14 protein-coding genes are annotated in these 14,187 nt (G+C 62.6%); all 14 read right to left on the reverse strand.

From position 1 onward, the window contains the following. Positions 1-17: 17 nt before the first annotated feature. Positions 18-1,253 carry a M20 family metallo-hydrolase gene (locus tag DESLA_RS0116965; RefSeq protein ID WP_028573400.1) on the reverse strand — a complete coding sequence of 412 codons (1,236 nt, stop codon included), beginning with the start codon at positions 1,251-1,253 and terminating at the stop codon, positions 18-20. 30 nt (positions 1,254-1,283) lie between these two features. Then, entirely contained in the window at positions 1,284-1,538 is a 255-nt protein-coding gene (locus DESLA_RS0116970; protein WP_028573401.1) for a PxxKW family cysteine-rich protein, read from the reverse strand. A gap of 307 nt (positions 1,539-1,845) precedes the next feature. Then, positions 1,846-2,010: a helix-turn-helix domain-containing protein gene (locus tag DESLA_RS23250; protein WP_169732641.1), complete on the reverse strand. Its 165-nt coding sequence runs from the start codon at positions 2,008-2,010 to the stop codon at positions 1,846-1,848. Beyond that, positions 1,956-4,523: a DEAD/DEAH box helicase gene (locus DESLA_RS21155; RefSeq protein ID WP_051434794.1), complete on the reverse strand. Its 2,568-nt coding sequence runs from the start codon at positions 4,521-4,523 to the stop codon at positions 1,956-1,958. Before DESLA_RS21155 ends, DESLA_RS23250 begins: the two co-directional genes overlap by 55 nt. A gap of 25 nt (positions 4,524-4,548) precedes the next feature. Beyond that, the gene (rsmA, locus tag DESLA_RS21160) at positions 4,549-5,388 is read right to left on the reverse strand and encodes a 16S rRNA (adenine(1518)-N(6)/adenine(1519)-N(6))-dimethyltransferase RsmA (RefSeq protein ID WP_245590089.1); all 840 of its coding nucleotides are present in this window, start codon (positions 5,386-5,388) and stop codon (positions 4,549-4,551) included. Next, positions 5,388-5,969: a DUF2062 domain-containing protein gene (locus DESLA_RS21165; protein ID WP_156933007.1), complete on the reverse strand. Its 582-nt coding sequence runs from the start codon at positions 5,967-5,969 to the stop codon at positions 5,388-5,390. The genes rsmA and DESLA_RS21165 overlap by 1 nt, the downstream gene beginning before the upstream one ends. Continuing rightward, positions 5,966-8,056: an elongation factor G gene (gene fusA / locus DESLA_RS0116990; RefSeq protein WP_435050752.1), complete on the reverse strand. Its 2,091-nt coding sequence runs from the start codon at positions 8,054-8,056 to the stop codon at positions 5,966-5,968. The genes DESLA_RS21165 and fusA overlap by 4 nt, the downstream gene beginning before the upstream one ends. Before the next feature lie 111 nt (positions 8,057-8,167). Then, the gene (locus DESLA_RS0116995) at positions 8,168-9,088 is read right to left on the reverse strand and encodes a hypothetical protein (RefSeq protein WP_156933008.1); all 921 of its coding nucleotides are present in this window, start codon (positions 9,086-9,088) and stop codon (positions 8,168-8,170) included. A gap of 77 nt (positions 9,089-9,165) precedes the next feature. Then, positions 9,166-9,900, reverse strand: a complete 735-nt coding sequence (locus tag DESLA_RS0117000) for an outer membrane protein assembly factor BamD (RefSeq protein ID WP_028573404.1) — start codon at positions 9,898-9,900, stop codon at positions 9,166-9,168. Then, positions 9,897-10,817, reverse strand: coding sequence for an NAD(P)/FAD-dependent oxidoreductase (locus DESLA_RS0117005; RefSeq protein WP_028573405.1), 921 nt, complete (start codon positions 10,815-10,817; stop codon positions 9,897-9,899). The genes DESLA_RS0117000 and DESLA_RS0117005 overlap by 4 nt, the downstream gene beginning before the upstream one ends. A gap of 9 nt (positions 10,818-10,826) precedes the next feature. Beyond that, a complete protein-coding gene (trxA, locus tag DESLA_RS0117010) occupies positions 10,827-11,144 on the reverse strand; it encodes a thioredoxin (RefSeq protein ID WP_028573406.1) in 318 nt (105 codons plus the stop codon). A gap of 121 nt (positions 11,145-11,265) precedes the next feature. After that, entirely contained in the window at positions 11,266-12,360 is a 1,095-nt protein-coding gene (gene tsaD, locus DESLA_RS0117015) for a tRNA (adenosine(37)-N6)-threonylcarbamoyltransferase complex transferase subunit TsaD (RefSeq protein ID WP_028573407.1), read from the reverse strand. A 31-nt stretch (positions 12,361-12,391) separates the two neighbouring features. Then, positions 12,392-13,399: a class 1 fructose-bisphosphatase gene (gene fbp, locus DESLA_RS0117020; protein WP_028573408.1), complete on the reverse strand. Its 1,008-nt coding sequence runs from the start codon at positions 13,397-13,399 to the stop codon at positions 12,392-12,394. A 22-nt stretch (positions 13,400-13,421) separates the two neighbouring features. Beyond that, positions 13,422-14,186, reverse strand: a complete 765-nt coding sequence (locus DESLA_RS0117025; RefSeq protein WP_028573409.1) for a hypothetical protein — start codon at positions 14,184-14,186, stop codon at positions 13,422-13,424. Position 14,187: the final 1 nt, after the last annotated feature.

Raw genomic sequence — 14,187 nt, forward strand, 5'->3', positions numbered from 1 at the left:
GATTTCCTGTTCGGTTTTCAGGCCGGGTCGTTCATGCACAGGACATGGGCCATGACCTGTGCATCGGCCAGGGTGTTTCGGATGGATGAATGCTCGTTGGGCTGGTGGGCCGTGCCCAAAAGAGTGGACCAGACCACGCAGGGGATGTCTTGGCGGCGCAGAAACGAAGCCACTGTGCCGCCGCCGATGCCCATGGGCCTGGGGTTGGTCCCGTGCACGGCCCGGACCGCGGCCAGCATACGCTGAACAATGGGACTTTCCGGTGGGGTGGCCGGTGCCGAGCGGACTTCCTGGACGATCTCCCACTCCACGCGCACCCCGTGGTCCGCAGCCATCCCGACGCAGATCTCGTCCACGGCGGCTTGTACCTCGTCCAGGTCGTATTGGACCAGGACCCGGCAGTCCACATAAAAGACGTCCAGCCCGGGAATGGTGTTCACGTTGGGGACATTGGCTTCTTTTTTCGTCGCTTCGAAGGTGGAGTTGGGTGGAAAGAACAGCGGGTCCTGATGGTCGAAGCGGGTGTACAGGGAGCGCAGGCGCAGGATCAGGTCCGAGGCGGCGACCAGACTGTTGACGCCTTTTTGGGGGGTGGAGGCGTGACACTGTTTGCCGAAGACCGAGAATTTCAACCAGAGCAAGCTTTTCTCTGCCACTTCAACCATTTCTCCATCCGCGGTCCCGAAGTCCGGGATCAGGATCAAATCCTGGGGACCAAAGAGATCCCGGCGGTGGGTCAGCACGTAATCCAGTCCCTTGGCGCTGGCGGTCTCCTCGTCCGCGACGAAGAGCATCCCAAAATTGATGGGCGGCGGCTCAGACCCGGCGAGCACGGCCTCGGCCACCAGCAACGAGGCCACCAAGCCCTGGTGGTTGTCCTCCACGCCGCGTCCGTAGATCAGGTCCCCGTCCACCCGCAGCTCGTAAGGCGGGCTGGTCCACAATCCCGCGTCACCCGGAGGGACGATGTCGGTGTGCGAAATGACCCAGAATGTCCGCGAAGTGTCCCGGCCCGGAATCACCGCGGCCAGATTGGGCCGGAAGCCGCAGGACACGGTGTCGTCCGGAGCCGGGATCTCCTCGATGTGCTGGATACCCATGGACCGCAGCAGACGCAGCAGGTGTTCGGCCTTTTCCCGTTCTCCCTGGCCGCCGTTGATCGGGCCCAGGGCCGGGATAGCCACCAGATCGCGCTGCAGTTCGATCAACCGGTCGCGTCCACCGGCGATGAAGGAGCACAAAGCGTCACACATCAGAGCACGGTCCCGAAACCAAAAGGTCGCCTAACGTCCGCGAGCAGCGCGTTTGGAGGCCTTCAAGGGGTTGACCTTGATTTTACCCTGCTTGTCCACGCTGGCCTTGACATGGGTAGCGAAGTTGCAGACCCCCAGAGCCCACTTGGCCTCGGGTTCGGCGTAGCTGCTGCAATGGCGCAATCCATCGTCTTCCTTGATCCGCTCACAGCCCTCGCACTTCTCCACCACGGGCTGAAATACAAAGGCGCCGGCGGCGCCGTTTTTCGTCTTTTCGACTTGCATCGCAAAACTCCTGAAAAAGAAATTGGAAAAAGAGAGGTCTTTTATGGACAACCGCTTCGGTCTGTCAAGGCAGGACAATTTTGTTCTCGAACTACGGGGCGCTCTTGATCGGTATCGAAATCGAAATCGTGGTCGAAATCGATTTGGTAACATTCTGATTTCGATAGCGATTTCGATGGTTGCTGGCCCACCCATGGGGGTTCCTCTTGAACATCCTGCAATCTACCACTCTGAAAGTATGGATATTTTCCAGAGAACAAAATGGCCCTGTCTGTCAAGGTGACGTTTTTCGCCCTTCCTCCTCTGCTCAGGATTTCGACTCCACCTGGTCATGCAGGCGCTGCAATGACGAAAGGCAGCGGTCTTGCAGGTTGAGTCGGCCGCGAGTGTTTTCCCAGCGGTAGACGCTGGCCGGAGTCACGCCCAGCTTGGCGGCGAAATCCTGGACCGTAAGGCCGGACTTTTCGCGCAACCTGGATATGCTCGTGCCCTTGGGCACGAAGGGTTTGGGCTTGGGGGCGGCTTGCGGCGTGGCCCTGGTTTTGGCGGACTGGTCTTTGGTTGGCTTTGGAGCACGAGGTTTGCCAGGCTCGACGGCTGTTTTGGCTTTTGACGCGACAGGAGGTTTGGCGGTCTTCTTCGTCGGCGAGGCAACGGTTTTTGCGGATGCTTTGCTGCTCGGCGCTGTTTCGGCCTTGGCCTTGGTCCCGGCTGGCGTTGTTTTCGTCGTTGCTTTTCTCCGCGGACTCGCGGTGGTGGTTTTGGAGGCAGGCTCGGCAGGCGGGCCAGGATCCATTGCTTCGTCCAGTTCGATGCCGAAAATATCGCCCAGGGAATCTGCTTTAGGCGCATCAGGGTTTGCAGAACCAGCCCCCGGCGGGCCATGGCCTCGACCTCTTTCAGGGTCTTGGTCATGTGGTTCACCACCTGCTGGTAGAGTTTGACCTGGGTTTTGGTCAGCAGGCAGTAGCGCACGGTTTCGGTCTTGTCCGGGAGGTCGGCGATGATCCTGCGATCGGTTTTCAGCCGTCTCAGGATATACGGGCCGGCCAGGCGACGCAGGGGGCCGAAGGGGTCGTTCTCCCGGGCCTCCAGGGCCTTGACGAAATCCTTGAACCGCTTGGCGTTGCCCAGCAGGCCGGGGTTGAGAAAGTCGAACAGGCTCCAGAGTTCGCCCAGCCGGTTTTCCACGGGCGTGCCGGTCAGGGCCACCCGCGCCTGGGCAGGGAGTTTTTTGGCCGCTCTGCTCTGGGCCGTGGAGGGGTTCTTGATGGCCTGGGCTTCGTCCAGGATCACCAGCCGCCAGGGCTGCCCGGCCAGCCAGGGCATTCGTCCGACCATGGAATAGGTGGTCACGACCAAGTCGATGCCCGAAAGAATCCGGGTGTGATCCCGGGCCAGGGCGTCCAGATCCTTGCGCGGGGTTTCCGAGGGGTGCGCGAAAAGCAGACGCAGATTCGGGGCGAAATGCCGGGCCTCGGCCCGCCAGTTGCCCAGCAGCGAGGCTGGAATGAGCAGCAGGGAAGGCCCGGCTCGCCCCCCGGCTTCCGCGGCTTCGGCCTTGATTCGGCTGAGCAGGCCGAGCACCTGGATGGTCTTGCCCAGGCCCATGTCGTCGGCCAGGCAGGCCCCCAGACCCAGGCTGGTCAGGAGGTGCAGCCAGCCCACGCCGTCCTTCTGGTACGGCCGCAGGGTCGCACTCAGGCCGATGGCGGACTCGTCCACCCGCAACCGGGCCGGATCGCGCAGGGTGTCCAGAATTTCGCGCAAGGCCGTTCCGGCCTGGACATGGGCCCACTCCCGGATGGCCTCGTCCTGGTCGTCGTCGCGCAGATCCGCCGATGCCCCGGCCAGCAGGCGCATCCCGTTGATAAAGGATATCTGGCCTTCCTGGGAGGTCCGGGCCTCCCGCTCCAGCCGCTTCCAATGCTCCAGGGCTTCCTGCAGCCGTTCCCGGTCCACCTCCACCCACTGGCCCTTGAACAAAACCAGGCTCTCCGTGCCGGAGAGCAGCTCCTGCATATCCTCCCCGGTCAGCGGCGTATCCCCCAGGGCGACCTGCACCCGGAAATCCAGCATGGCCTCCGCGCCCAGGGACGTCTTACGCTGCTCGCCGATGACCACGCCCACCTGGGGCCTGGGACGCTTCCGCCACCAGTTGGGCAGGCGCACGGACAGGCCGCTGTCCTCCAGGGACGGAGCGGATCGGAGCATCTCGTAGGCCCGGGGGACGCTCCAGGCCATGGGCCGATAGACGTCCCCCTCGTCCACCAGAACCTTGACCCAATCCAGGCGGTTGGCCGCCTCATGGACCGGGGTCAGCAGCTTGAGCAGGGCCGCCTTGTTGCCGGCTCCGGCGTAAAGTTCCAGGGCCTTGCGCAGCGGCAGGTGCCGGACCTGGCCCGAGGCATCCATGCCGGTGCTGAAACTGGCCATGAAGGCAAAGGGGCGGTCCTCGTCGGTCTTGTTCTCAGCCAGATGAAAGGTGACCCGGCCGACCTGGTTCCAGCGCGGGGCGCGCTTGCGCAGAAATTCCGAGGGGCCGTTGTCCCGGGCCATGGTCTCCTGGGCCCAGGCGGACAGCTCGTCCCAGATTCCAGCCAGCAGATCAGAGGAAAGGTATTCCCCACCGACCATCGGCGGGGCGGAATCGGCCCAGGACTGAAAACGCTCCGGGGGCGGCGGCGGAAGCTGAATGGAAGGGGGGGGCGGCAAACGGTGCTCAAGTCCGCGTGGTCCCGTGGATTGGACATGTGCGGCGGCCTCTGGCGCGTGGCACAGCCTGGTCAGGTAATCCGCCGCTATCCTGGTCCAGAAGCTCATGGAAGGCGACGAGGCCAGATCGCCGCGAGCCGCGAGCAGAAACAGCCCTTCGCGCCAGTCGCGGGCAAAGGCTTCGGTCAGGGCCGTGGACGCGGGTGCGAGGTCCGTGCCCGGGGCGTGCAGACTCAGCCGACCGGTGGGCGTGAGACGGATTTCAGGCATGTAAGGGAGTGTCGTCGTGGTTGCTTTACATCGATTCGTGGGCCCCGTTTGACAAAGGCGGGAAGACGAGGTTCGCCAAAAGTTGGAAGCGGTGGGGCGAGAGTTCTTCGGGGCGGCTTTCCGGGCGCAGGTCTTGGTCTTGGAACCATTGATCCAGGTGGTCGCCCCAGAGTGGGCGGAGGATGGTTTTGAGTTGTTTGCGGCGTTGCTGGAAGCACAGGGGCAGTAATCGGCGGAGCGGGCCGGAGTGTTGAAGGCGTTCTTCCGGTGCCAAGGTGGTGAGGCGGACCACGGCGGAGTCCACTTTGGGGCGGGGGTGGAAGACCTGGGGGCCAACGGTGAACAGGCCGCGAACCTGGACATGGCTCTGGACCCAGACGCTCAGGGCCCCGTAGTTTCGCGAGCCCGGCGCGGCGGCCAGCCTTTGGGCGACTTCCTTTTGAACCATGAATATTCCCCGTTCGAGGTGCGGGACGTCGGCGGCCAGATCCCAGATGATCGGCGAGGCCACGTTGTAGGGCAGGTTGCCGATGATCCGCCATGGGCCGTGGAGTTTGGTCCAGTTGAACCGCAGCGCGTCCATCACGACCACTGCAAGCGTCGGCCAGCGGTGTTTCAGCTCTCCGGCCAGGACATCGTCCTTTTCCAGGGCGTACAGCCGGCAACCGGACTCCAGGAGCCGTCCGGTCAGCGCACCGCGCCCCGGACCGATTTCCAGAACCGGGTCTTCGGATGAGGCCTTCAGGGCGTCCGCGATCTTATGGGCCGTGCCCTGGTCGGAGAGAAAATTCTGTCCCAGGCTGCGCTTGGGCCGGTGGGTGGTCCTCTGAGCGATTTGTCGCTCCGTCTTGGGCATGGCTGGCATTATGCGTCCGAACCAGGCTGATGAGGAGGGGTGCGGGAAGATTCGGACGAGGGCGAAAGGAAGTGCCTTTTATACGGCGACGTGGCCATTTTCCTGGCGCGGCGGGCCTGGTGGGCCCGGGTCACGGCCAGGGTCAGGAAGTAGGCCAGCACGGCGCTGGGCACGGCGATCACGAACCCGCCCAGCAGGATGCTGCCGTAGAAATGCCAACCGGCTTGCAGGAGTTCGCCGATGGTCCAGTGATCCGGGTTGAGCCGTCCCCGTCCGTCGGGGAGAAAAAAGCGGCCGATCCGGAGCATGATCAGGTAGAAAAACGGAATGGTCAGCGGATTGGTGATCAGGGTGCCGATCAGGGCGGTCAGTTTGCTGCATCGCAAAAGCAGGGCCAGGGCCAGGACCACCACGGTCTGCAGCGGGATGATCGGCAACAGGCCGATGAACACTCCCAGCCCCATGCCCAGGGCGATGTCCTCGGGAGAGGATTTGAGCCGCAGAATTTTCTTATATCCATGGCGGATTCCCCTGATCAGGTTCTCCCACCAAATTCTGGTCCGTCGTGGATGCATGGGAGCGGGGATCACGCCAGGACGTCGAAGCGGGAGAAACGCATGGTGAAGCCGGCCCGGCCCTGGGAGGCGGAGCGCAGGGCCGTGGAAAAGCCGAAAAGTTGCCGCATGGGAGCCATGCCGGTGACCACCTTGGCTCCGGAACGGTCGAACATGTTGCCCACCCGACCGCCTCGGGAGTTGAAGAGACCGATCACCTCGCCCACGAATTCGTCGGGAACGGTCATTTCGATGTTCATGATCGGCTCCAGGAGCACCGGAGCGGCTTCGTTCAAGGCCTGTTTCAGGGCCTGGGCCGCGGCCATTTGGTAGCCCACCGGCGAGGATTCGCCGTCACGCCGTTCCAGGTGGACGATTTCCACCAGCACGTCCTGGACAGGGTATCCCTTGGCCACGCCGCTTTGCAGGCCGTCGGCGACGCCTTGCTCCACGGCCTTGACCCAGGTTTCCGGCCAGCCTTGGGTGTCCATGGTCCAGCGTACGGCGTTACCCGCGTCCCGGTGGCGCGGAGCCACGGCGATTCGGACCGCGCCGAAATGCGGAATCTTGGCCAGCTCGCGTTCGAACACGGCCTGGCCATCGGCGGGTTTGAGGATGGTTTCCTGATGCAGCACCTGTGGGTTGCCGGTCCGTGGGGAAACTCCGTACTCCCGGTGCATCCGCTCCAGGACGACGTCCAGGTGCAGCTCGCCCATTCCGGAGAGGATCAATTGGTCGGTTTCCTCGTCCTGGCTCAGGAACAGGGTCGGGTCCTGGAGCAGGAAGAACTGGAGCGATTCGGAGAGTTTCTTGGCGTCCGCCTGGGTCTTGGGCTCCAGGGCTAGGGAGATCACCGGCTGGTAGGCGGTGATTTGCTCCAGAAGCACCGGGCTGTTCAACGTCGCCAGCGTATCCCCGGTACGGGTGACCTTGCAGCCGGCCAGAGCCACGATCAGGCCGGCCCCGGCCTTGTCCTGGCGTTGCTTTTTGTCGGCGTGCATCCGGTAGATATGGGCAATACGTTCATCCTGGCCCTGGGTCACGTTGCGGATCTGCTCGCCTTCGGCCAGGGTGCCGGAGTAGATCCGGGCATAGGCCAAGCGCCGGCCGGCCTCAATGGTGATCTTGAAGACCAGGGCGGCCAGCGGCCCGCCGGGGTCCGCGGACAGGGAAATGGGGTCATGGCTGACCGGATGGACGCCTTTGGCGGCTGGGGCATCCTCTGGGGAAGGCAGGTAGGCGCAGATCGCGTCCAGCAGGGGTTGGATCCCGGCGTTTTTAAGGGCTGAGCCGCAGAGCACGGGAACCAGGGCACCCTCCAGCGTCGACCGACGGATCACGGCCTGAACGGCGTCCAGGTCCATGGGCGCGCCGGAAAGATACGCCTCCAGCAGAGTGTCGTCCTGTTCGGCGATCTTTTCCAGGAGCTGCTCCCGCCAGGGCCGGGCGGCCAGTTCCTGTTCAGCGGTCAACTCCGTCTCTTGCCACTGCGCGTTCGCATTTTTGTCCTCCGGAACGAAGCTCAAAAAGCGCATCCCGAGCAGGTCGATCACGCCTTTGAAGTCCTGGCCCTGTCCGTCCGGAATTTGCAACGGCAAGGGCGTGGTGCGCAGCTTGGAGCGCATGTCCTCCAGCACGGCGGCGAAGTCCGCCCCCAGCCGATCGAGTTTGTTGATGAAGGCCAGTTTGGGCACGCCGAATTTTTCAGACTGCCGCCAGACCGTCTCGGACTGCGGCTCCACTCCGCCCACGGCGCAAAACACGCCCACGGCCCCGTCCAAGACCCGCAGGCTGCGCTCCACCTCAATGGTGAAGTCCACATGGCCCGGAGTGTCGATGATGTTCAGAATATGTTCATGCCACTGCGTGGTGGTACAGGCCGAGGTGATGGTGATCCCCCGTTCCTGTTCCTCGGGGAGATAGTCCATGGTGGCGTTGCCTTCGTGCACCTCGCCCATGCGGTGAATGGCTCCGCTGAAATAGAGGATGCGCTCGGTGACCGTGGTTTTGCCGGCGTCGATGTGGGCGATGATCCCTATGTTGCGGACCAGAGACAAGCTGGAACGTTTTCCCGGTCCGTGGCCGGATGAAGACATCGTCGGCGTGGATTTGGCTTTGCTCATGTGGGAGATTGTTACAGATGAACGTCCGGCCTTACAAGGGGGCTTCTGGGAAGGGGCGTTCAGGGAAAATGAATGTCCACGGCGTGCAAATGGCTCGTTTGGGGTCGGCGCCTAGGATGCGATCGCCTCACCTCGAGAGTCGGCAAGGGCCATGCCGCGCTGAAAGCACAAGAAGCCCGGATCAAGGTCCGGCCAGTACCAACAGCCTTCCTGTCCCGGCGTGAGAATCAGGCCGGGGCCCGGTAGGTCCGACAGGCGGGCGTGAAGCATGTCCGCGCCGACGCCCAGGACCGCTCCGGGTAAGCGGCGGAAGTCGTCCCAGTCCCCGTCGCCCTGGAGCACCCGGTCCGACGCGGTTTCACGGCATGGGCCCCAGGCTTCGATCCGGGCATGGGGGTGGTTCCATTCCAGGGTCGACCAATCCCACTGATCGGGAGTGGCGCACCAGATTCGGAGTTGCCGTGAAAGTCGGGGACGCCAGACCATGGTTCGGTGGAAGACCTCCGCCGTGAGCGGATCACAAGAAGCCAGGCCTCCCAGATCCAGGATCAAGCCAGCAGGGTCCCGTGCGACGAGGACGTGGAGTTCCTTTGGTATTGCTTTTCGGGGAACAGCGTATACGTTTTCCAAGCCGCATAGCTCAAGAGTGGTCAGCAGGTGGGCGGACTGCAGGGACGAAGGAGGCAGGATCGCCAGAATGTCGGTAATGCCCGCGGTCATCACCGGTACCAGGGCCGCCGCGATTTCGGCCGGACCGGCTCCGGCTTCGGACATTGATTCCGGGCACACCAGGCACGCCCAGGGCCTGGCAAGACGGGTGGACGTGGTGGCAAGGCCGCCGCTCCAACTGGTACACGTGCTGGAGCGGTCCGTGCCCCCGGGAGGGTGCAGGGCGTAGAGCTGGGCGATATTTTTTTTGATCCAGGAACGCTCGACATCACCGACGGACGAATATGAGGCGGCCAGGACGTCATCCTGGACCCGCAGATCATCCGAGAGAACGGGCCAAGCCAAGGTGCCGGGTTCAGGCATGGTGAACGGGCAGGCCGAAAAGTAGCGCAAAAGCCAGGGAACGGGTGGAAAGCATTGTCACGCGACGGGCGGCGGGATCAGAGCCAGTCCAACAGACGTTTCCAGGTACCTTCCCGCTCTTCCCGGTCTTCCTGGGACTGCTGCTTCTGAAAGCGGTAGTAGGCGAAATCACTTTGCCGCTGGGCGTACTCCGAAATTTCCGGAATGTCCCCGAACTCTTGCTGAACGGCTTGGTATCGCCGCCAAGCCGGCCCGTACTGGCCTCTGCGCCAATAGAAGTCGGCCACGAACAACTCGTGCTCGGCGATGCGGCTCCGGGTCTCCTGGATGGCTTGTTCGGCGTCCCGGGCCTGGGGAGACTGAGGGAAGGTCTGTTGAAGGCGTTGGAAATATTGCAGAGCCAGGTGGAGGTTGTCGGTGGGCCGGTCGATGGAGCGAAATTGTCGGAGATTGGCCATGCCGACCTGGAACAGGACGTAGGGGATGGCCTCGTGGCCTGGGTGCAGGGACTCGAACTCCAGATAGGTCTGGACCGCGGCCTCGTATTGCTCCGAGAGATAGTAGGCGTCGCCCAAGGCCAACTCCGCCGCGGAGGTGAATGGACTGAAGGGATACCGGTCCTTGAGTTTGGTAAAGGCGGTGATGGCCCGGCGATAGTCCTTTTCCTCCATGGCTTCGAACCCGGCCTGGGCCAGTTCCTGGGCCGTGTCTTCCGGAGGCGTCAGAAAATAATAGTCGATGATGCCGCAACCCGAAAGATATGCGGTGAGCAACAAGCAGGACAAAAAGGCGAAGATGGGTGTTTTGTTCACAGGGAGTCCAGAAAAAGGGATGCGGAATGGGCGGCCGTGGCACCGTCTCCCACGGCCGTGGCTACTTGGCGGCAGAGCTTGTCGCGAACGTCCCCGGCGGCGTAAATTCCCGGCAGGTTGGTTGCCATTTCCAGGTCGGTGACGATGAAGCGCGCCGGGGAGAGGGGCAGCGTTTCGGGAACGAAGTCGGTCAAGGGGGTGGATCCCACGAAGACGAACAACCCGGAGACGTCCAGAAGGCGCTGTGCGCCGTCGGGCAGATGCGTCACCCGGATACCTTTGAGTTCCGTGTCACCCACGAGTTCCGTGGCCACGGACCGCATCACGCACTCGATGTTCGGAATGCGCTTGATTCGTTCCTGGAGGATCTTGTCGGCTCGGAAGGCGTCGCGACGGTGGATCAGGTAGACCTTGGCGACGATTTTGGAAAGATAGATGGATTCCTCCAGAGCCGTGTTGCCGCCGCCCACCGCGGCCACGGCCTGGCCCCTGAAGAAATTGGCGTCGCAGAGGGCGCAATACGAGATGCCCCGTCCGGTGAAGTACTCTTCCCGCTCCAGTCCCAAGCGCTTCCAGGCCACGCCGGAGCAGATCACCACGACCTTGGCCTGAATGGTTTCCTCTTCCAGATGCACGAGGTTGCTCCCAGGACCCTGGTGTTCGATGGATCGGACCTCCTGGCGCAGGGTCGTGTAGGAAAAATCTTTGAGGTGATCGGCCATCAGGTCGGCCAACTCATAGCCCTTCACGCCCTTGGGGTGGCCGGGATAGTTTTCGATCCTCTCCGTGGTCAGGATCTGGCCGCCGGGAGCGAGGCGTTCCACCAAGGCCACGGAGGCTCCGGAGCGCAACAAGTAGAGGGCGGCCGTCATGCCTGCCGGGCCGCCCCCTATGATGACCGAATCAAAAGATTTCATGCTCGAGAACTAGATTTTCTTGGAGATCATTTCCTTGATGCTGCTCTTGGAGACGGCGCCGGTCAACTGCTCGACCACTTCCCCGTTCTTGAAGAGGATCAGCGTAGGGATGGCCCGAATGCCGAAGCGAGAAGGAGTTTTTGAGCTTTCGTCCACGTTCATCTTCGCAATTTTGACCTGTCCGGTCAGCTCCTGGGAGAGTTCTTCGATGACCGGGGCGATGGCCCGACACGGACCGCACCAGGGCGCCCAGAAATCGACGAGGACCGGAAGGTCGCACTGCAGGACTTCAGCGTCGAAATTCGTATCGTTTAGTTCATGAGCCATGTTCGTCTCCTTTTCGCTTGCGGGTTCGTATGACGTGCCGTTTGGTTACGTGAACGGATAATGCCGGAAGTAGAGCAAACTCCTGTGCAGCCAATCAAACTAGTTGTGGGGGCTGTACGTGTCAAGGTGAGGCGGACGGGTTCGGAAAAGATCGAGGGCGGTAATCCCAGGGAATGGGTTTGCCGCGGGGGAGGGCTTCCACGGTCAGGTCGTGTTCCCAGCCGTCCCGAGCCAGTAGCCAGCCGGAGTAGGCGATCATCGCGGCGTTGTCCGTGCACAGGGTCGGGCTGGGCAGAATCAGTTCCAGGTCATGGGACTGCGCGGTTTTCGCCAGCATGGAGCGGAGCATGGTGTTGGCGGCCACGCCGCCGGCCGCGATCACGGAGCGGTAGGCTGTTTTGTCCGTCAGGGTTCGTTCGACCTTGGTTCGCAGGGTTTCGGCGATGCTCCAGTTCAGGGATGCGCAGACCGTGCCCACTTCCGGATGGTCCTCGGCCCATCGGGTCAGGGCGGCGTCGTCCGGGAGGCGCGGCAGGCGCAGATCGGGACGCTGGGCAAGATGCTGGGAAAAAGCGGTCTTCAGACCGCTGAAGCTGAAATCCAGGTTCCGGTTGTCCAAATAGGGCCGGGGAAACAAGGATCGGTTCGGTTCGGATCCCGCGGCCAGGGCGTCGATGTGTCGGCCGCCGGGGTAGGGCAGGTTGAGCATGGACGCGGCCTTGTCCAGAGCCTCTCCGGCCGCGTCGTCCAGGGTTCGGCCCAGCAGGTCGAATTGGAACGGAGAGGTGATCCGGTACAATTGGGTGTGTCCTCCGGAGACCAAAAGCCCCAGGGCCGGGAACGGGATATCCCGCTCCAGTCCGGCGGCCAGCAGGTGGGCGTGTAGGTGGTTGACGCCAACCAGGGGGACGCCCAGGGACAGAGCCAGGCCCTTGGCCATGCCCAGGCCCACCAGCAGGCTGCCCAGCAGTCCGGGCCCTCTTGCGGCGGCCACGATCTGCACGTCCCGAATGGTCAGGCCGGTCCGCTCCATGAGCCGTTCCAGGAGAACCGGCAGGGCCGTGAGATGTCCTCGGGAAGCCAGTTCCGGAACCACCCCTCCGAATAAGGCGTGGAGTTTTTCCTGACTGTGCAGACACTGCCCCAGCAGTCGTCCGTCGTGGACCAGGGCCAACGCGGTTTCGTCGCAGGAGGTTTCAATGCCGAGGCAGAGCATGGGAGAAAATGTGAGCCGGTTTCTGGTCGGCTCAACCGGCCTGGAGCAGTTCCCGGACCTTGAGCACGTCCAGCTTGGAACCGATGACCAAAGGAACGCGCTGATGCAGTTCCGTGGGTTGGATGTCCAGGATGCGGTTGATTCCGTCGGTGGCCATGCCGCCGGCCTGCTCCACGACCATGGCCAGGGGGTTGGCCTCGCACATCAGGCGCAGTTTTCCATGGGGATGACTGGAGTCTTTGGTGTCCGCCGGGTAGAGAAAGACGCCGCCGTAGAGCAGGTTGCGATGGAAGTCCGCCACCAGGGAGCCGATGTACCGGGAGCGATAGACCCGCTTGGAGTCGTTGTCCGGATCCTTGAAATAGTCGATGGCCTTGCGGGTGGGCTGGTCCCAATAGTGCCGATAGCCTTCGTTGGCGGAGTAAATCTTGCCCCGTTCCGGAATCTGGATGTCCGGATGGGAGAGCAGGAATTCCCCGACGCTGGGGTCCAGGGTAAAGCCGTGAACCCCTTTGCCCGTGGTATATACGAGCATGGTGGACGATCCGTAGATGATGTACCCGGCGGCCACCTGTTGGGCGCCCTTTTGGAGCACGTCGGCCATGGTGGCGGGTTCCTCGCAAGCACTGGTCCGGCGAAAAATGGAGAAGATCGTGCCGATGCTGACGTTGGCGTCGATGTTCGACGAACCGTCCAGGGGGTCGAAAATCAGGATGTAGTCCCCTTGGGGGCAGTCGGCGGGGATATGGATCAAATCGGCGTTTTCCTCGGAAGCCAGGGCGCAGAGCACACCCGCCCGCTGCAAGCGGTGCACCAGGACTTGGTTGGCGAATTCATCCAGCTTGCGGACCTTTTCTCCCTGAACGTTGGTCTCCCCGGTCAGCCCCAGGATTTCCACCAACCCGGCCTTGTTCACCTCTTGATTAATAATCTTTCCGGAGAGGATCATTTCCGAAAGAAGGCGGGTGAATCGTCCCGTGGCCATGGGGGATTCCTTCTGGTGGAAAAGCAGGTGTTCGATGACCGTGATCTGGGGCATGGGGCGACTCCATAAAATAGCGTTAGTTGGGCAGGGCCAGGGCGTAGATCAGTTGCAGGGTTCCGATGGGCCGAGACAGCCAGAGGAAGGTCTTGGTTTCAGCCGATTGACGGCCGTGAACCCGGTCCCGGAGGATGTTCTCCCAGGGGGCTTCCGTGATTTTTCGGGTCGCTTCCTGGTCGACGCCGGTCCAGAGAAGGGTTTCCGGAGTCAGCAGGACCAAGCGCTCTGAAGCCGTGGCGAAGGCTGTCAGGGCGCGAGGATCGAAGTGGGCGATGATCAACCCTTGCCACGCCCCGTCGTGGAAGAACGGGCCGGCGATGATCACTTCCGGACCCAACGGCGTCTCCTCGACGAATCCTTGCAGGTCGCGATGGAGCATGGACCATTCCCGTTCCAGCAACGCCTCCACGGGGACGCTTTTCAGCGGGGTCTCCGGATGGCTGGTCAGCACTCGACCCTGGGCGTCCACCGCCAGAACGGCGGTCATCCAGGGAAACCGCTCCAGAAACGCGGTGAACCAGGCCGAGGGCGGAAATCGATCCTGAGGTGCCAGGGTCCGCAAGGCCTCCTCCAGATGTTGGTCCATCAGGCTGAACTGCGTGGCTAAGAGTTGTTCGTTTCTGGACAAGCCGGGACGGCGGTCCAGGTCGATCTCCGGTTTGGGGTCGACATAGGTTTCATAGGCGTCGGAGGTTTTGTCCCAGGCGCTTTGGATGGTCGAGCAGCCGGCCAGGGAAATGAGTAGGGCCAAAAGGCTCAGACGGAAAAGAATGTGGATGGTCATA

It is taken from the genome of Desulfonatronum lacustre DSM 10312 (genome assembly GCF_000519265.1).
GTDB classification, from domain to species: domain Bacteria; phylum Desulfobacterota; class Desulfovibrionia; order Desulfovibrionales; family Desulfonatronaceae; genus Desulfonatronum; species Desulfonatronum lacustre.